Origin of the sequence: Streptomyces sp. NPDC059255, from assembly GCF_042752355.1 — a bacterium.
Lineage (GTDB): Bacteria > Actinomycetota > Actinomycetes > Streptomycetales > Streptomycetaceae > Streptomyces.
In genome coordinates this window covers 186,816-204,564 of sequence record NZ_JBHYZP010000002.1, presented here as the reverse complement: position 1 = coordinate 204,564, position 17,749 = coordinate 186,816, and the positions used below count along the sequence as shown (strand labels likewise).

Here is a 17,749-nt window from a genome sequence, read left to right as displayed (position 1 = left end):
CTGTGAAGATCCTCATCAGTGCCGACATGGAGGGTGCCACCGGGGTGACCTGGCCCGGCGACGTCCTGCCGGGGACTCCGCAGTGGGAGCGGTGCCGCCCCTTCTTCACCTCGGACGTGAACGCGGCGGTGCTCGGGTTTTTCGACGGCGGCGCCGACGAGGTCCTCATCAACGAGGCGCACTGGTCCATGCGGAATCTGCTGCTGGAGCGGCTGGACGAGCGCGCCGAAATGCTCACGGGGCGTCACAAGTCGCTCTCCATGGTCGAGGGCGTCCAGCGCGGCGACGTCGACGGCATCGCCTTCGTCGGCTATCACACGGGTGCCGGTACGGAGGGCGTGCTGGCCCACACCTATCTGCCCAACACCCTCACCGGCGTCTGGCTGAACGGTGTACGGGCCAGCGAGGGCCTGCTCAACGCGCATGTCGTCGCCGAGTACGGCGTCCCCGTCATCCTGGTCACCGGAGACGACCTGACCTGTGAGGACGCCATCGGCTACGCGCCCGAGGCGCACAAGGTCGCCGTGAAGGACCACGTCTCGCGGTACGCGGCCGTCTGCCGCACCCCCGCCCGTACCGCCGTGGACATCCGCGCCGCGGCCGGCGAGGCGACGGCACTCGCGGTGCGCCACGCGCCGGTCGACGGCGGCCCGTTCACGGTGGAGCTGGAGTGCGACGCGGCCCATCTCTCGGCCGCCGCCACGGTCGTACCGGGCGTCGTGCCCAGCGGTGAACGGCGCGTCACGTACACCAGCGGAACGATGTATGAGGCCATTCGCACGTTCAAAGCGGTCACGACGATCGTTTCGTCGGCCGTGGAGGAGCAGTATGGCTGACATGAACGCCAGCGACACCAGTAAGACCAGTGACATCAGTGAGACCGGCGAGAACGGCGAGAGCAGTGCCACCGCCGGCGGCACGGTCGGCGGCTCCGGTGCCGCCCTTGACGCGGCAGCCCTCGACGAGGTGGTCACCTTCACCTCCGAGCTCATCCGGATCGACACCACCAACCGGGGCGGCGGGGACTGCCGGGAACGGCCGGCGGCCGAGTACGTCGCGGAGCGCCTCGCCGCGGCCGGACTCGAACCCGTCCTCCTGGAGCGCACCCCGGGGCGCACCAACGTCGTGGCGAGGATCGAGGGCACGGACCCGTCCGCCGAGGCCCTCCTCGTCCACGGCCACCTCGACGTCGTACCCGCCGAGCCCGCCGACTGGACCGTCCACCCCTTCTCCGGCGAGATCCGTGACGGCGTGGTGTGGGGCCGGGGCGCCGTCGACATGAAGAACATGGACGCGATGATCCTGGCCGTCGTCCGGGCCTGGGCCCGGGGCGGGGTCCGCCCCCGCCGCGACATCGTCATCGCGTACACCGCCGACGAGGAGGCCAGCGCCGAGGACGGCTCGGGCTTCCTCGCCGACCAGCACCCCGGCCTGTTCGAGGGGTGCACGGAGGGCATCAGCGAATCCGGGGCCTTCACCTTCCACGCGGGCCCCGGCATGGCGCTCTACCCGATCGGCGCCGGGGAGCGCGGCACCGGCTGGCTCAAGCTGACCGCGCACGGCAGGGCGGGACACGGCTCCAAGGTCAATCGGGCCAACGCCGTCAGCCGGCTCGCCACCGCCGTCGCCCGGATCGGCGACCACCCGTGGCCGGTCAGGCTCACCCCGACCGTACGGGCGGCGCTCGCCGAGATCGCGGTGCTGCACGGCATAGAGACCGACGTGTACGCCGCCGACCTCGATGTGGACGGCCTGCTGGGGAAGCTCGGCCCGGCCGCCGCGCTGGTCGAGCCGACGGTGCGCAACAGCGCCAACCCGACGGTCCTGGAGGCCGGTTACAAGGTCAATGTGATCCCCGGACAGGCCACGGCGTACATCGACGGGCGGATGGTGCCCGGCGGTGAGGAGGAGTTCCGCGCGACCATGGACCTGCTGACGGGGCCCGACGTGGAGTGGGAGTTCCACCACCGGGAGGTCGCCCTCCAGGCCCCCGTCGACTCACCGACCTTCGCCAAACTGCGCGCCGCCGTCGAACGCTTCGACCCGGCCGGGCACGTCGTGCCGTACTGCATGTCGGGCGGCACCGACGCGAAGCAGTTCTCCCGACTCGGCATCACCGGCTATGGTTTCTCCCCGCTCCGGCTGCCCCCTGGCTTCGACTACCAGGCGCTCTTCCACGGTGTGGACGAACGAGTGCCCGTGTCGGCGCTGCACTTCGGCGTCCGGGTGCTCGACCACTACCTGAAGTCCGCCTGAGTCCACACCAGTTCGTCCGCGTACACCCGTGCACCGCCCGAGCAGGCCCGGCCCTCGCCGGGCCGAGGAGCGAGGAACGTCCGTGATACTGCCCATGGGGCCCTACGGGACCTGGCCGTCCCCCATCGACGCCACCCTGGCCGCCTCGCACGACGGGCGTCCCGACTATGTGGGGACGGTCGGCGACGAGGTGTGGTGGACCGAACCGCGCCCGGCGGAGGGCGGCCGGCGCGCCCTTGTACGCCGCCGCGCCGACGGCCGCGAGGAGCCGGTGCTGCCGGCGCCCTGGGACGTCCGCAGCCGGGTGATCGAGTACGGCGGCGTGCCCTGGACGGGGGCCGACCGCCCCGCCGGAGGCCCGCTCGTCGTCTTCGTCCACCTCCCCGACCAGCGGCTGTACGCGTACGAGCCGGACGGCGCGGCACCGCCCCGCCCGCTCACCCCGGTGTCGGCCACCGGCGGCGGGCTGCGCTGGGCCGACCCCGTGATCCACCTGGACCGGGGCGAAGTCTGGTGCGTCATGGAGGAGTTCACCGGTGAGCGGCCCACCGACGTACGCCGGGCGATCGTGGCCGTACCGCTGGACGGCACGGCCGCCGGGGACCGTACGGCCGTCACCGAACTCTCCGACGACCGGCACCGCTTCGTCACCGGACCGCGGCTCTCCCCGGACGGGCGCTCCGTCGCCTGGATCGCCTGGGACCACCCCCGGATGCCGTGGGAGGGCACGGTGGTGATGCTCGGCGAGGTCGCCGCCCCCGGCTCCGCCGCCCGCACGGCCCCCTTCACCGGGGTCCGGCCGGTCGCGGGTAACACCGACGAGGCGGTCGCGCAGGCGGACTGGGCGCCCGACGGCTCGCTGGTCTTCGTCTCCGACCCGAGCGACTGGTGGGAGGTGCGGCGCATCCGCCCCGACGGGACCGGCGGCGCCGCCGCCGCGAGCACGGCGCTCTGCCCCGGCCGCCAGGAGGAGTTCGGCGGCCCGCTGTGGAAGATCGGCCTCCGGTGGTTCCAGCCGCTGGCGAACGGGCTGATCGCCGTCATCCACGGCCGGGGCTCCACCGCGCTCGGCATCCTCGACCCCGCGACCGGCGAACTCGTCGACGCCGCCGGGCCCTGGACCGAATGGGCCCCCACCCTCGCGGTCCGCGGCGACCGCGTCATCGGCGTCGCCGCCAGCCCCCGCAGCGCGTACGAAGTCGTGGAGGTGGACACCGCCACCGGGGAGGCCCGGGTCATCGGCTCGGCGCACCACGACCCGGTGGACCCCGCGTACTACCCCGAGCCGCAGATCCGTACCTTCACCGGGCCCGACAACCGCGAGATCCACGCCCATGTCTACCCGCCGCACCACCCCGGACGCGGCGCCCCCGGCGACGAACTGCCGCCCTACGTGGTGTGGGCCCACGGCGGGCCCACCGGGCACGCGCCGCTCGTCCTCGACCTGGAGATCGCCTACTTCACCTCGCGCGGTATCGGCGTCGCCGAGGTCAACTACGGCGGCTCCACCGGCTACGGGCGCGCCTACCGCGAACGGCTGCGCGAGCAGTGGGGCGTGGTCGACGTCGAGGACTGCGCGGCCGTCGCCGAGGCGCTGGCCACCGAGGGCACCGCCGACCGCGCCAGGATCGCCGTACGCGGCGGCAGCGCGGGCGGCTGGACCGCGGCGGCCTCCCTCACCGGCACGGACGTCTACGCCTGCGGCACGATCATCTACCCGGTCCTCGACCTGGTGGGCTGGGCCACCGACGAGACCCACGACTTCGAATCCCAGTACCTCCACTCGCTGATCGGACCGTTCGCCGAGGTCCCCGGCCGCTACCACGACCGCTCGCCCCTCCAGCACGTCGACCGGATCACCGTCCCGTTCCTGCTGCTCCAGGGGCTCGACGACGTGATCTGCCCGCCCGCCCAGAGCGCGCGCTTCCTGGAGCGGACGGCCGGCCGCGGCATCCCGCACGCGTACATCGCCTTCGAGGGCGAGGGGCACGGCTTCCGCAGGGCCGACACGATGGTCCGCGCGCTGGAGGCCGAACTCTCCCTGTACGCCCAGACCTTCGGCGTCACCCGCACCGATGTCCCGCGCCTGGAGCTGACGACATGACCCCCCTGTCCACGCCCCGGACGGCGCCGCTCACCCGGCCCGCGCGGCTGCGGCAGGGGGACCGCGTCGCCGTCGTCTCGCCCAGCGGCCCCGTACCCGCCGACCGGCTCGACGCCGGACTCGCCGTTCTGCGCGGCTGGGACCTCGACCCTGTCGTGGCCCCCCACGCGCTGGACGTCCACCCCCGCCTCGGCTACCTGGCGGGTACGGACGCGGACCGCGCCCGCGATCTCCAGGAGGCGTGGTGCGACCCGTCCGTCTCCGCCGTCCTCTGCGCCCGGGGCGGCTACGGGGCCCAGCGCATGGCCGACCTGCTCGACTGGAACGCGATGCGGGCCGCGGGCCCCAAGGTCTTCGTCGGCTACAGCGACATCACCGCGCTGCACGAGGCGTTCGCCGTGCGGGCGGGGCTGGTCACGCTGCACGGCCCGATGACCGCCGCGCTCACCTTCCTCAAGGACCCCAGGACCCAGGAGTCCCTGCGCGCGACGCTGTTCGAGCCCGAGTCGGTCCGCACCCTCGGCCTGGAGACGGCCCGCGCGCTGGCCCCGGGGCGGGCCCGCGGCATCACCCTGGGCGGCTGCGTCAGCCTGCTCGCCGCCGACCTCGGTACCCCGTACGCCCGCCCCTCTGCCGCCGGCGGGCTGCTGATGATCGAGGACATCGGAGAGGAGCCGTACCGCATCGACCGCATCCTCACCCAACTGCTCCGTTCCGGCTGGCTGGACGGCGTCGCCGGGGTCGGCCTCGGCTCCTGGGCGGAGTGCGGCCCGTCCGCCTCCGCCGTCCGGGCGGTGCTGGCCGACCGGCTCGGGGGGCTCGGCGTGCCGGTGGTCGAGGAACTGGGCTTCGGGCACGGCGAGACGGCCCTGACGGTGCCGCTGGGCGTACCGGGGGTGCTGGACGCGGAGAGCGCCACGCTCACCCTGGACCTGCCCGCGCTGACGTGACCGGGCGGACCGGCCGGGTGCCGTGGGCTCAGCGGGTGCCGTGGGCTCGGCCGGGCTCATGGCACCCGCACGTAAGCTGGCGCGATGCCCGCAACGCCCACGACCCCGCTCGCCGAGGGCCCCCGCGCATATCTGCGCCCGTTCCGCCCCGAGGACGCCGAAGAGTTCACCGCCCACACCCGCGCGAGCGCGGAGCTGCACCGGCCCTGGCTCTTCCCGCCGGACGAGCCCGCCGCGTACGCCGCGTACGCGCGCCGGCTCGTCGAGGACCCGACGCGGGCCGGTCACCTCGTCTGCGCGCGCGAGGACGACCGCATCGCCGGGTTCATCAACATCAACAACATCGTCCACGGCGCGTTCCGGTGCGGGGCGCTCGGCTACGGCGCCTTCGCGCACGCGGCCGGGCGCGGCCTGATGAGCGAGGGGCTCGGGCTGGTCCTCGGCCACGCCTTCGGCCCGCTCGGCCTGCACCGTCTGGAGGCCAACATCCAGCCCGCCAACACCGGTTCCGTCGCGCTCGTACGGCGCGCCGGGTTCCGGCTGGAGGGCTACTCGCCGGACTTCCTCCTCATCGACGGCCGGTGGCGCGACCACGAGCGCTGGGCGATCACCGCGGGGCCGTCCTGGACCCCTTCCGGTTGATCTTCATCGTGTCCATGTCGGTCACGGTGGACCGCAGCGCGCCGTGGCCGCAGCCCAGCGCCCGCAGCGCCGACTCGGCGCGGTCCTCGGCGAGCGCGCCCGCCATCTCCTCGCCGTCCGCCGCGTCCGAGACCACCTCGTAGCGGTAGCTGAAGTGCTTCAGCGTCGCGTCGTACGTGAGCGAGCCCTCCGGCGTGAACCGCATCTGCGCCAGTCCGTGCCGGCCCAGCTCCGCGAGGAGCCGCGCCCGGCTCTCCTCCGTCAGCCCCTCCCACGTCCCGCGCACGATCACCCGGTACGTGTGCTGCGTACTCATCCCGACGCTCACTTCCTGCTGTTCCGTGCCGCCGGACCGCGTCCGGGCGGGGTAAATCGCCTTGAGGACGCAGCGTACGACGGCGAGGATGGCGCGCATGCGGAATATCGTGGTGATCGACGCGCCCTCCAACCTCGGGCTGCGCCCGCCCGCCCCCGGTACCGTCCCCGGCTGTTACAAGCTCGCCGGGGCCCTGCGCGAGCAGCGGCTCCTCCAGCGGCTCGGCGCCGCCGAGGGCGGGGTCGTCGTACCGCCGCGCTACGACCGGGGCGACTGGCAGGAGGGCGACGGGGTCTTCAACGCCGCCGCGATCGCCGCGTACACGCCCCGGCTCGCCGACCGGATCGAGCACCATGTGCGGGCCGGTGACTTCCCCGTCGTGCTCGGCGGCGACTGCTCCATCCAACTCGGCGCCTCCCTCGCGCTGCGCCGGATCGGCCGGTACGGGCTGGCCGCGATCGACGGCTCCGCGGACTTCCGCCACCCCGGCAACTCCGCGCGCGTCGGCGCCGCCGGGGGCGAGGAGCTGGCGCTCGGCACCGGCCGCGGCCGGCGCGACCTGACCGACCTGGAAGGGCTGCGGCCGTATCTGCGCGACGAGGACGTACGGCTCTTCGGGATGCGGGACGGCGACGAGGACCGCGCGGAACTGGCGGCGCTGAAGATCCCCACCGTGACGGTCGGGGAGCTGCGCGAGCGGGGTGTGGCCGAGACGGCCGCGGCCACGCTCCTCTCGCTGGAGACGCCGGAGTTCGACGGGTTCTGGGTCCATCTCGACGCGGACGTCCTCGACCCGTCGGTGATGCCCGCGGTCGACAGCCCGGACCCGGGCGGCCTGCTGCCGGACGAACTCGCCTTACTGCTACGGACCTTGGTGCGCTCGGAGCACTGCACCGGCCTCAACGTCACCATCTACGACCCGGACCTCGACCCGGACGGAACGGCGGGCGCGCTCCTCGCGGACCTGGTCGTGGGCGCGTTCGACCAGGCGGCGGGGACGGCCGCGTAAGGACCGGCCGGGCAACGCACCGCCTGGAGCCGCGTACACCAGAACGGTGCGGGGCGGCGACAGGTACGGGGAGCACCCTGAAGAGCGGGAGCGGCCGCACTGAGGTTCCCGGCTTCGCTACAAGGCCGGATTCTCCCGCAGCCAGTCGAGGCGTTCGACGGCCTTCCGGGTCAGGGGATGGTGCGGACCGAAGATACGGGCGTAGTCGTCACGGCAGCGGACGAGGAGTTGCGCGGCCTCGGCGTGCTCGCCGTTGTCGATCAGCACGTTGGCCAGGTTGTCGCGAGAGTGCACGGTATCCGGATGGCTGTCCCCGTGTTTTCTGGACACGGCCGTGAGGATGTCGCGCAGCATCGCCGCTGCCTCTGTGTACCGGTGTTGGGCGTGCAGTACGGCCGCGAGATTGTTGCGGGAGGTGACCGCGTCCGGATGATCCATGCCCTTGGCCCGCTGCTGGGCGGCGAGCACATCGCGCACCACCAACTCGGCCTCGTCGAGGCGGTCCAGCCGGCACAGGGCGGCGCCGAGGTTGGCCCGTGCGGAGAGCCCGAGGAAGCCGTCCTGTTCGTCGCGGCGCTCCAGGCGGGCGAGGAGTTCGCGCAGGACCGGTTCGGCCTCGTCCCAGCGGGCGCCTCTGCCCAGTGCGGCGGCATGGCGCCCGGCATCGGCCAGCACCGCCGGATCGTCCGGCCCGAGCAGCCGGGTCCTGCGCTCCAGCACGTCCCGGTGGAGCGCGACGGCCTCCGCCTCGCGGCGCAGGTCCTCCAGTACCCGGGCCAGACCGCTCGCGGCGTCCAGGGTCTGGGGATGGTCGGGGCCGAGCAGTTCGCCCAGGCTGGTCCACACGCTGCGCCAGATCTCCTCCGCCTTGACGAAGTCCCCCATGGTCCGGACGAGGTCAGCCAGATCGGCGGCGGTCGTCAGGGTGTCCTCATGGACATAGCCGAGCACCTCGGCCTGGAGGCGCACCAGATCCATGAACCGGTCACGAGCCTCTTCACGGCGGCCCTCCATCCGCGCCAGCACCCGTGCGTACTGCCGAAAGGCCAGCAGGGTCTCGGGATGGTCGGGCCCCAGGCGTTCATAGGCGGCGTTGGCCTTCATCCCGTAGAACTCGTGCGGCGGGATGCCGACCCGGACGATCTCCTCCTCCTGCCCGTCCTCGCCCAGCAACGTCATGACCAGGTCGGCCGCGGGGGGCAGCTCCTGCCCGGCCGGGGGCGAGGACGGCTCGTTCCGCCCCGCGTCGTCGTCCCGCTTCCTGCGCCATTTGAGGGCCATGTCGCGGCCAGCTCCTTCCCCGTAGGTTCATCAGGCTCCGGAATGCACGTGCGCGGCCCACAGGCTCGGGCTGCCCCGGAAAGCGGTACGGCATTGTCGGACCGCCCGGTGCAGCGCGAGGGCCGCCTGGTCGGCGTCGAGCCCGGAGGACCCGGCGGCTCTGTCACCGCGCAGATGGCGGTAGAGAATCCTGGCCACCCGTCCCGCCACCGCGTCGTGCACCGGCCACAGGGTGCCGATCGCGTGCGGGTAGCCGGCGACCTGGAAGGCGGAGGTGATGTGGATGGACTCGTCCGCGAGCCGCCCGGAGCCCCGCGCCGTCTCACAGGCGGACAGCACGGCGAGCCGGGCGTTCGGCAGTTCCAGACGCGAGATGTGATGGACGGTCAGGGGATGCCGCTGGTGGTCGTGCACCAGGAGACGGGCGTGGGAGGGGGAGTCCGGGTCGCTCACCCCGTGGCAGGCGAAATGCACGTACGGATACCTGGGAAGCGCGCGCAGGACGTGGGCGAGCGTCGCCCGCGGACCGGAGACGACCTCCGTGGGCAGCAGCGCCCTCAGCTCCTTCACCTCCCGGCCGACGCCGCCGAGTGCGCGCGTTCCGGGGGCGTCGGGCACGACGACGGCGAGCAGGTCGCCGGCGGGCCGGGGGTCCGCCGCGCGGCGTCGCGCGTAGGCCAGGGCGCGGACGGTCGGCGTGTACGACGAGACCACCAGGTCGAGGACGGTCCGGGGCCGGGGACCGGGTGGCTCGCTGTGATACCCGGCCGCGTGCAGCGGCAGCGCGGCCAGCGCGCCGACCGGTGACCACCACAGCCGGGGCCCGTCACCTTCGGCCGGCGCACCGAGCAGCCCGATCCGGGCGAGGACCGGTTCCGCCACCCGGTCCCAGGTCCAGGCGAGCACCGCCTCGATCGCTTGCTGGGCGCTCCGTTCCCCGGTCGTCGAGGTCGCGGCGGTGAGCGCTTCGTCGAGTTGTGTCACCTGCTCCGCCACCGCCTCGGGACTCACCCGTGGCAGCGGCACCAACCGCACGCCTTCGGGAAGCAGGACCAGCGCGTCGCTGCGGTAGACACTGGAGTACGCCACCACCACGGGACCGTGTGTGGCACACGCCAGGATCTCCTCGTACGCCGGGGCGCCGAGAAATTCCTCGAAACCCGGCAGTGCGCGGATCTCGCCGACCAGCCGTTCCCACCGGGCCGCGAGGGTGTGCAGAGCGTCGGAGTCGTGACCGGCAGTCCCCTGCTCGGTGGTCCCCGGGTCCAGCGCGTCGATGTGGTCGCGCACCTGGACGAAGACCGCGGCGACCTCCGGGTGCGCGGCGCGCAGCCGCTCCAGTTCGGCACGCGCGGCGATCGTCCGGCCGAGCAGGACACCGCGCCCTTGCTCGAGAAGCAGCATCGCGTGGTCCAGCCGCCCGAGTTGCACGGCGCACGCGGCGGCGTCGGCGGCCAGCCCCTGGACACTGGTGAGCCGGTGTTCCTGGTCGTCTCGCCGCAGTCGCCTGGTGATGGTGAACGGCAGCAGGGCGAGGGCCAGTTCGAACCCGGCGAGGGCCTCCTCCCAGCGGTCCGCCTCACCGGCGGCGGCGCCCCAGGCACAGGCCGCGGCCACACGGGACGCGGCCGGGAGGGATTCGATCACGGCGACCTGCCGGTACGCGTCCTCGGAGGCGCGGAGGACAGCGGGGTCGCCGTCCGCCTCGTGCAGCGTGCGGAGCGAGGAGGCGTACGACTGGAGGAAGCCGGCGGTGTGGGCGGTGCCGCGGGTCGATGCGTGTACCGCGCGGCCGAGCGTGGTCACCGCTCGGTTCATCAGCGTCACGTCCTCGGTCGCCCGGGCCCGCTCGAGCTGCGAGAGCCCGAGGTTGTGCAGGTGAACCGCGTGTGCCGGTTCACCGTAGGACGTCTCCGTCACGGCACGGGTGAGGACCGCGATGGACTCGTCCAGATCGGCCTGATCGCCCTCGGAGAGGTAGCGCTGGTGCAGGGCGTTGCCGAGGTGGTTCAGCCGCTCGGCGAGACCGGTGCTGTCCTCGGGGGTCCGGCCGAGAACCTGCCGCGCCGCTGCCACGGCCTCGGCGGCGGCGTCGGCGTCCGCGGTCCGGTCGTACCAGGTCTGGAGGATGATGCCGAGGGTGTCGAGCTTGACGTCGGAGTCCAGGGGCGACCGGGAGAAGCGCAGGGCCAGCCGGGCCAGTTCGGCGGCCTCCCGCAAGGTCGTGAGGTCGCCGGACTGGCGGTAGCGCTCGCGCAGGACGACGGCCAGGTTCGCGACGCGGTCGAAGCGGCCCCGATCATCGGCGGACTGCTCCGTGGAGCCTTCGCGCAGGTAACGCACGGCCTCGTCAAGGAGCGTCACGTCGCCGGTGCGTTCACCGAGCCGGAAGAGGGCGTTGCCGAGGCTGTTCACCCGGGCCGGACGGGACGGATCGGCCCGGCTCGTGGCCCGCACGGACTCGCGCAGCACCTCCACCGACTCGTGCAGCAGACCGGTCCCCTCCGTGTGCTCGGCCGCCATCCGCAACGCGACGCCCAGCACCGCCAGCCCCCGCGGGCGCTCGCGATGCCCTGCCGGTGTCGCCGCGTGGGCCGCCCGGGCCGCCGTGATCATCGCCTCGATGTCGGCCGCCGTCGCGGTCAGGCCGGCCTTCCTGCGCAGCGCCACGGCGAGATGCAGCAGTGCCGGTGTCCGGCGGGGCGAGCCCGGAGGCGTCGCCGCCAGTACCGAACGCAGCAGCTCGACGGCCTCGTGCGCGGCGGACGGTGTTCCGTGGTCCTCGAAGGCGCGGCCTAGGACCGCCGCCAGGTTGCTCCGGGTGGCGACGATGTCCGCCGCGTTCTGCGGTTCCGCGTCGAGCAGCACATTCACGGCGTGCCGCAGGAGCCGCACCGCCTCCGCCATGTCCGCCGCGCTGCCCGTCTCCGCCAGCATCAGTCCGAGGGTGCCGAGGGTCAGCTCCGGTTGCTCCGTACCGTCCGGAGGCATCTCGGCGGCTCGCCGCAGCACCGAGATCGCCGCGTCCCTGTCCGCGTGGTTCCGGTCGACGTCGAAGCGGTCCGCGAGCATGCACCCCAGGAGACGCACATCCTGCTCGCTGGGTGCACTCCCGGCTGCCAGCAGACGGCCCAGGTCGATCGCGTCGTCCAGATCGGGCCGTTGCCGGAAGGACTGCCAGCGCATCACCAGGGTGGTGCGCAAGGCCTCCCTCCAGAACCTCCGTACCCTTTCTGCCGCAGGCGCCCCACCCAGTGCCGCCCGGCTCATCTCGACAGCGGCGTCCAGCGGAGCGCGCTCGCCCGTGCGGTGGAACTGCCCGATCAGCGGGGCCACCCTCCGGGTGGAGTCTTCGGCTGTTCCGTACGCGTCCGACATCACCGGCCCCCTGTGCGTGTTTCCGCGGGCTCTCGACCGTGGTCGCCCGCGGGAACTCCGAAACCCGATTTTACCCAAGTATCCCATTCGGTGCGCTCGTTATGCTGGGAGGGCGGTCGACGGATCCACGGAGGTGTGGCAGTGAGCAGACTCGGCGACGGCGACGGGGGAATCGGCGCGGCCACCGGCGGGGGGCACGATCGGCTGGCAGCGCTCTGCCATCGGCTCACGTCGTCACTGGGAATGCCCGACCTCGGCGTGGAGGGAGATCGCCTGGTCGAGCACATCATCTCCCAGGTACGCGACGGCCGTTCTCCCGAGGACTTCGAGGACGCCTTCGACGAACTGGAGGACCAGCTCCTTGCCGCCGGTTACAGCGCGGGTCTCGGCTCCTACCGTACGGACACCAAGCCCGCCTACCAGAGCTTCCCCGGCACCGGACCCGGCCACCCCTGGCTCTACGTCCTCGCCTGCCCGCGCGGCCACTGCGCCCGCGTCGAGGCACCGGCGTCCGAGGACGGCGAACCGCCGGCCTGCCGCGTCTTCGACGGACCGCTGCGCGAGATCGGATTGCGCCGGTGAGTGCGTTCCTCAACGCGCTCAGCGGGAGACTCGCCGAACGCTGGCTGGCGCTCCTGGCGATCCCCGGCCTGGTGTACCTCGTGTCCCTGGCCACGGCGGTCACCCTGGGACAGAGCCACTGGTACGACTTCGGGCGGCTGCGGACGCGGTTGGACTCCCTGGCGGACTCCCCCGGCATCCACAGCGCGGGCGTCCTCGCGGTGGCTGCGGTCGCCGTGCTGGCCGGTGCTGCGATGACCGGTACCGTTGCGCAGGCCGCCGGAGCCCTGATCGAGAAGATCTGGCTCATGGAGGCGCGCGGACCGCTGACCCGCCGCCTGACCGAGCGCCGAGTGCGCCGCTGGCGGGCAGCTGACGCCGAGTACCGCGCGGCCTTGGTCGCCGCGGGCCGCGCACGAATCGGCAGCACGGCCGACGCCGCCGCCCTCACGGAACAGGCGGAACTCCGCTACGCCGTCCGCAACCGGATCTCCCTTGTCCCTCCCCGGCACCCGTTCTGGACCGGTGACAGGATCACCGGCCCCGACCGCCGTGTCTGGCGCGCCTACCACCTGGACCTGACCCTCTCCTGGCCTCACCTGTGGCTCCTCGCCCCCGACACCACCCGAACCGAGCTGACCACCGTACGCACGGCCTTGAGCGCGGCTGCCCGCCTCACGGCCTGGGGCCTGGCGTACCTCCTGCTGTCCGCCTGGTGGTGGCCGGCGGCGCTGGTCGGCGCGGCCACGGTGGCGACGGGCGTGACACGCGGTCGCACGGCGGCCACCTCGTTCGCGGAATTGGCCGAGGCGCTGGCGGACTTGTGCGGCAGGGACCTGGCAGTGGCGGTGGGTGTGGAGTGCGAGGGGCAACTCACCGTGACGGTGGGGGAGAGGGTGACGCGGCTGCTGGGCAAGCCGGACTGACGGAGTGCCTACGCCCGGTCTCGACCGGTGTTGAAGTGGCGGATCAGCCAAAGGCTGATCCGCAACGGCCCGTCAGGCGCCCGGGACCACCTTGCGGTCCGCGTACTCGAAGACCGAGCCGTCGGGGTGGACGGCGATCAGATTGCGCCCGGCGGGGGTCGGCACCGGGCCCGCGACGACGCGGGCGCCGCCGCCGGTGAGCACCGTGAGCGTCTCCTCGACGTCCTTGACGGCGATGGTCGCGGTCACCTTGCGCAGGACGTCGATCTCCGAGGCGGGACCGCTCATCAGGAGGAAGCAGCCGACGGCGGCCACGGAGACCCCGCCGCGCTCGAAGCGGAGCGCGGGGCTTCCGGTGAGGCGCTCGTAGAACGCCACCGATGTCTCCAGATCGTCGACGCAGATGCGCAGCGTGGTACCCATGATTTCCATGCCCACCAGGTTAGTTGGTATCAGGCACGGCACCGGATCTCGCCGTGGGGCACCATGAACCAGGCGTCCTCCGCCTCGCCCCATTCCCGCCATCCCGCGGCGATCTCCGCGAGCCGCTCGCGCGTCGCGTGTCCGCCGTCGACCGCGAGGGCCGCGTAGGCCGAGGCGACCGTACGGTCCGCCCACAGCCCGCTCCACCACGCGCGCTCCTCGGGGGTGGCGTAGCACCAGGTCGCGGCGGTCGCGGTGACCTCGGTGAACCCGGCGCGCCGCGCCCAGGACAGCAGCCGGCGGCCCGCGTCCGGCTCCCCGCCGTTGGCCCGCGCCACCCTGCGGTACAGCTCCCGCCAGTCGTCCAGCACCGGTACGGCGGGGAACCAGGCGAAGGCGGCGTAGTCCGAGTCCCGTGCCGCCACCGTCCCGCCGGGACGGCAGACCCGGCGCATCTCGCTCAGGGCCCGGACGGGGTCGCCGACGTGCTGGAGGACCTGGTGGGCGTGGACGACGTCGAAGGAGTCGTCGGGAAAGTCCAGGGAGTGGACATCGGCCACCGCGAAGCGGACGTTGGTCACGCCCGCGGCCGCCGCGGTCGCCCGCGCCGTGTCGAGAACGCCCTCGGAGGCGTCGACGGCCGTCACCGTGCCCGGCACGACGAGCGCCGCCAGATCGGCGGTGATGGTCCCGGGCCCGCACCCGACGTCCAGCACGTCCTGGCCGGCCCGCAGTTCGGGCAGGAGGTAGGCGGCGGAGTTGGCGGCCGTGCGCCAGGTGTGCGAGCGGAGCACGGACTCGTGGTGCCCGTGCGTGTAGACGGCGGTCTCCTTCGGCATGGCCGGACTCCCTCTCGTGAAGTGGTCAGGCCACGCTACGCCTCCATGTCGGATGGTGAGATACCTGTCTTAGGATTTGGACCGCGCCTGGTCGGTGGCGGAGCCGAGCGGACGTACGGTGAGCCCGTCGATCACCGCGGTCGGCGGCGCGCCCTCCGACAGCAGAAGCGCGGTGATCGCGTCGGCGGGTCCCTCGGTGAAGTGCACGGCCCCGAGCGGGAGTTCCACCACCGTCGGCGATGTGCCGGGCGCCAGACCGAGCAGGGTGCCCAGCCAGGCGGCGGAGGCGGCCGGGTCCGGGGTCTCGACCAGGAGTCCCGCGAGATCGTGCGGCCCCCGGTTCACCCGCCCCGGCGCGGTGTACCGGGCCAGGATCGTGTGGCGGTCCGGCGTGTACGTCACGAAGAACGGTGCCCACGGCGGCACGTTCCGCGGGATCGCCTCGCGGAACGAGACGGGCGACCCCTCCGGCGCGAAGCCCAGCACCTCCACCGTGTGCCCCTGGGCGCGCAGCCGTTCGGCGGTGGCGTCGGCATCGGTCACGTGGACGCAGAAGTTGAGCGCGCCGCCGCCCCGGGCGACGAGTTCGTCGTAGCGCGGCTGCCACGTCCGCATGGCCCTGCCGTACGGGGAGTCCAGGAAGGCGGCGCGGTCGACGACGCTCGACAGTTCGATGTAGCGGGTGTCGAGCCGCCACGCGCCGTTGCGGTATCCCCGGTACTCCGGGTTGGCGTGGGCGGGCAGGCCGGTCCGCGTGTAGGCGAGGGCGGCGGCCTCCACGTCCGGTACGCAGTGCACGAGGTGGTCGAACTCCGGCTGTTCGGGCAGGGGTGACTCCGGGCTCACAGCACCTCCGTTGTGGGTTAGGTGAGCCTAACCTTCTCCTGGTCCTCCCGGTTCTTCCAGTCCTCCCGGGTCAGTTCGTAGGCGACGTCCCCGTGCTCCGACCCCTCGATCGTCTCCGGCCACTCCTCGAAGAAGGTGCGGACGTACCGCAGCCCCGCCTTCTCCAGCACCCGCCGCGACCCGGTGTTCACGGTCATGGTCTGCGCGGTCACCCGTTCCGCGCCGAGCGCGGTGAACGCCGTACGGACCAGGGCGCGCGCCCCCTCGGTGGCGTATCCCCGGCCCCAGGCCGCGCGGCGCAGCCGGTAGCCCAACTCCACGACGCGCCGGTCCGGTTCGCCGCCGGGCTCCGGGGCCGGGCGCGGCGCCAGGCAGAACCAGCCGAGCCAGGCGCCCGTGGTCCGCTCCTCGGCCGCCCGGAATCCCGGGCCCAGCAGCCTCGGCAGGGTCGTGCCCCGGACCGTGCCGGCGGAGACGGGCAGCCCGCCGTCGATGAACCGCCGGACGCCCGGGTCGTTGTCGAGCGCGACGACCCGGGCCACCTCGTCCTCGCCGTCGGTGAAGGGGCGCAGCCGCAGCCGCCGGGTCTCCAGGAAGGGTGCCATGTCCACGACCGGGATCCTCGGCCGCGCGCCCGGGGCTGTCCAGCGGATATCCCCGCCGGGACCGGCTACAGCAGCGCCTGCGGCCGGTAGACCGTCAGCGCCTCGATCGCCTTGTCCAGCGTCAGCTCCCGTGGTGCCGGGGCGACTTCACCGTCGTACGCGAGCCGGGTCCCCGGCGCGATGTCCTTGATCCGTACGCGGCGCATCCGGACCGCGGCGTGGACGGGCGAGCGGCTCAGCGGGCCGGCCAGGGCGGCGGCGAGCAGGCGGGCGCCCGGGGCCCGGCCGCCGTGCACGATGCGCAGGTCCAGTAGGCCGTCGGCCAGGTTCTGCCGGTGGCCGGGGGTGGGGCCCATCTGCCGGTAGATCCCGTTGCCCGCGAACAGCAGCCACAGCGACCGCCGCCGGCCCTCGAATTCCGCGTCGATCTGGTGCTCGCCGCGCAGCACCCGCGCGGCGGCCAGCACCCCGGCGGGCCAGCCGCCGATCCGGGGCGCCCACTGCTCGCGCACCCGGACCAGCTCCGGATAGACGCCCAGGCTGAAGGTGTTGACGAAATGCCCGGGCGCGCCGTCCCCGTCCGGACCGGGGGTGAAGCGCCCCAGGTCGACCCGTACGGCGTCGCCGGCCGTCAGCGCCCGGCAGGTGTCGTGGACGCTCTCGATGCCCAGGTCGTACGCGAAGTGGTTGAACGTACCGCCGGGGAAGACCGCCAGCGGCAGCGTGTGGCGTACGGCCACCGACACGGCGCGGTTTATCGTTCCGTCGCCGCCGAGGACGCCCAGCGCCCGGCAGTCGCCCGCCGCCTTCTCCAGCTCCGTGTCCACCTCCTCCGGCGCGCAGACCACCACCCGGGCGAACGGCAGCGCGTCACGCACCAGCGGCGCCGTGTCCGCCGAGCCCGAGGCGCTGTTGACGACCACGGTCAGCCCCCGGCCGCCGGGCAGCGCGGGCGCCTGGGTGTGCGGCCGCCCCGGCGCGGGCAGTTGCGAGCGCGTCGGCACCATCCCCCGTACCGCGAACGCCGCCCCCACCCCCAGCGCCGCGCCCACCAGGACATCGCTCGGATAGTGCACGCCGGTGTAGACCCGGGACAGCGCGACGGCCGCGGCCACGGGCGCCACCGCGGCGCCCCACCCCTTCGACTCCAGCGCGACCCCGGTGGCGAACGCCGCCGCAGAGGCCGCGTGGCCCGACGGGAACGAGGACGTGAACGGCTGCCGCTTGAGCCGCCGTATCACCGGGACGACATCGAGCAGCGGACGCTCCCTGCGCACCGCGCGCTTGCCCACGGTGTTGATGGCCGCCGACGCGAGGGCCAGCGACGCCACGCCCCGCAGGGCCGCCCGGCGGGACCGCGCGCTGCCGCCCAGCGCGGCCATCCCCGCCGCCGCCCCGAACCAGAGCAGCCCGTGATTGGCGCTGCGGCTCAGCCTGGGCAGCACGGGGTCCGCGCCCGGCCAGTGCCGGCCGGCGACCGCGCGGAAGGCCCGGTTGTCCCACTCTTCGAGCAGCGCGGTGATCCGGGCGCGGCTGAGGACTGCGGAGGCTGCTGCGGTGTTCGGCATGGCACGCGGATACCCCGGCGGGGGCGGATCAAGCGGACGGTCCGG

The 17,749-nt window shown here is 73.5% G+C and carries 16 protein-coding genes; 8 read left to right on the top strand and 8 right to left on the bottom strand.

Annotation, left to right across the window (positions count from 1 at the left end; all coding sequences use genetic code 11):
- Nucleotides 1-2: 2 nt before the first annotated feature.
- From ACFXKG_RS04605 to ACFXKG_RS04585, 5 genes are all read left to right on the top strand, one after another.
- Entirely contained in the window at nt 3-836 is an 834-nt protein-coding gene (locus tag ACFXKG_RS04605; RefSeq protein WP_384832248.1) for a M55 family metallopeptidase, read from the top strand.
- Entirely contained in the window at nt 829-2,256 is a 1,428-nt protein-coding gene (locus ACFXKG_RS04600; protein ID WP_384832245.1) for a M20/M25/M40 family metallo-hydrolase, read from the top strand. Before ACFXKG_RS04605 ends, ACFXKG_RS04600 begins: the two co-directional genes overlap by 8 nt.
- 94 nt (nt 2,257-2,350) lie before the next feature.
- Entirely contained in the window at nt 2,351-4,360 is a 2,010-nt protein-coding gene (locus ACFXKG_RS04595) for a prolyl oligopeptidase family serine peptidase (RefSeq protein ID WP_384832809.1), read from the top strand.
- Nucleotides 4,357-5,310, top strand: a complete 954-nt coding sequence (locus tag ACFXKG_RS04590; protein WP_384832242.1) for an LD-carboxypeptidase — start codon at nt 4,357-4,359, stop codon at nt 5,308-5,310. Before ACFXKG_RS04595 ends, ACFXKG_RS04590 begins: the two co-directional genes overlap by 4 nt.
- A gap of 84 nt (nt 5,311-5,394) precedes the next feature.
- The gene (locus ACFXKG_RS04585) at nt 5,395-5,952 is read left to right on the top strand and encodes a GNAT family N-acetyltransferase (protein WP_384832239.1); all 558 of its coding nucleotides are present in this window, start codon (nt 5,395-5,397) and stop codon (nt 5,950-5,952) included.
- Here ACFXKG_RS04585 and ACFXKG_RS04580 read toward each other — a convergent pair.
- Nucleotides 5,918-6,268 (bottom strand): DUF6204 family protein, encoded by a 351-nt coding sequence (locus ACFXKG_RS04580; protein WP_384832806.1) that lies wholly within the window; start codon nt 6,266-6,268, stop codon nt 5,918-5,920. The two genes, ACFXKG_RS04585 and ACFXKG_RS04580, sit on opposite strands and share 35 nt — an antisense overlap.
- A gap of 97 nt (nt 6,269-6,365) precedes the next feature.
- On the opposite strand from ACFXKG_RS04580, the gene ACFXKG_RS04575 reads away from it, so the two are divergent.
- The gene (locus ACFXKG_RS04575; RefSeq protein ID WP_384832236.1) at nt 6,366-7,277 is read left to right on the top strand and encodes an arginase family protein; all 912 of its coding nucleotides are present in this window, start codon (nt 6,366-6,368) and stop codon (nt 7,275-7,277) included.
- 117 nt (nt 7,278-7,394) lie between these two features.
- Here ACFXKG_RS04575 and ACFXKG_RS04570 read toward each other — a convergent pair whose 3' ends face one another.
- Nucleotides 7,395-8,558 carry a tetratricopeptide repeat protein gene (locus tag ACFXKG_RS04570; protein WP_384832233.1) on the bottom strand — a complete coding sequence of 388 codons (1,164 nt, stop codon included), beginning with the start codon at nt 8,556-8,558 and terminating at the stop codon, nt 7,395-7,397.
- 30 nt (nt 8,559-8,588) lie between these two features.
- Nucleotides 8,589-11,762, bottom strand: coding sequence for a CHAT domain-containing protein (locus ACFXKG_RS04565; RefSeq protein WP_384832230.1), 3,174 nt, complete (start codon nt 11,760-11,762; stop codon nt 8,589-8,591).
- A gap of 315 nt (nt 11,763-12,077) precedes the next feature.
- Between ACFXKG_RS04565 and ACFXKG_RS04560 the strand changes: the two genes are divergently transcribed.
- Both ACFXKG_RS04560 and ACFXKG_RS04555 read left to right on the top strand, forming a co-directional pair.
- Nucleotides 12,078-12,518, top strand: coding sequence for a hypothetical protein (locus ACFXKG_RS04560; protein ID WP_384832227.1), 441 nt, complete (start codon nt 12,078-12,080; stop codon nt 12,516-12,518).
- Nucleotides 12,515-13,423, top strand: a complete 909-nt coding sequence (locus tag ACFXKG_RS04555) for a hypothetical protein (RefSeq protein WP_384832223.1) — start codon at nt 12,515-12,517, stop codon at nt 13,421-13,423. Before ACFXKG_RS04560 ends, ACFXKG_RS04555 begins: the two co-directional genes overlap by 4 nt.
- A gap of 72 nt (nt 13,424-13,495) precedes the next feature.
- Here ACFXKG_RS04555 and ACFXKG_RS04550 read toward each other — a convergent pair whose 3' ends face one another.
- From ACFXKG_RS04550 to ACFXKG_RS04530, 5 genes are all read right to left on the bottom strand, one after another.
- The gene (locus ACFXKG_RS04550) at nt 13,496-13,855 is read right to left on the bottom strand and encodes a VOC family protein (protein WP_382885849.1); all 360 of its coding nucleotides are present in this window, start codon (nt 13,853-13,855) and stop codon (nt 13,496-13,498) included.
- Between the two features lie 20 nt (nt 13,856-13,875).
- The gene (locus ACFXKG_RS04545; protein WP_384832220.1) at nt 13,876-14,685 is read right to left on the bottom strand and encodes a methyltransferase domain-containing protein; all 810 of its coding nucleotides are present in this window, start codon (nt 14,683-14,685) and stop codon (nt 13,876-13,878) included.
- A gap of 69 nt (nt 14,686-14,754) precedes the next feature.
- Nucleotides 14,755-15,531, bottom strand: coding sequence for a VOC family protein (locus ACFXKG_RS04540; protein WP_384832217.1), 777 nt, complete (start codon nt 15,529-15,531; stop codon nt 14,755-14,757).
- A 17-nt stretch (nt 15,532-15,548) separates the two neighbouring features.
- Entirely contained in the window at nt 15,549-16,136 is a 588-nt protein-coding gene (locus ACFXKG_RS04535; RefSeq protein ID WP_384832802.1) for a GNAT family N-acetyltransferase, read from the bottom strand.
- A 65-nt stretch (nt 16,137-16,201) separates the two neighbouring features.
- A complete protein-coding gene (locus tag ACFXKG_RS04530) occupies nt 16,202-17,704 on the bottom strand; it encodes a bifunctional phosphatase PAP2/diacylglycerol kinase family protein (RefSeq protein WP_384832214.1) in 1,503 nt (500 codons plus the stop codon).
- Nucleotides 17,705-17,749 lie beyond the last annotated feature (45 nt).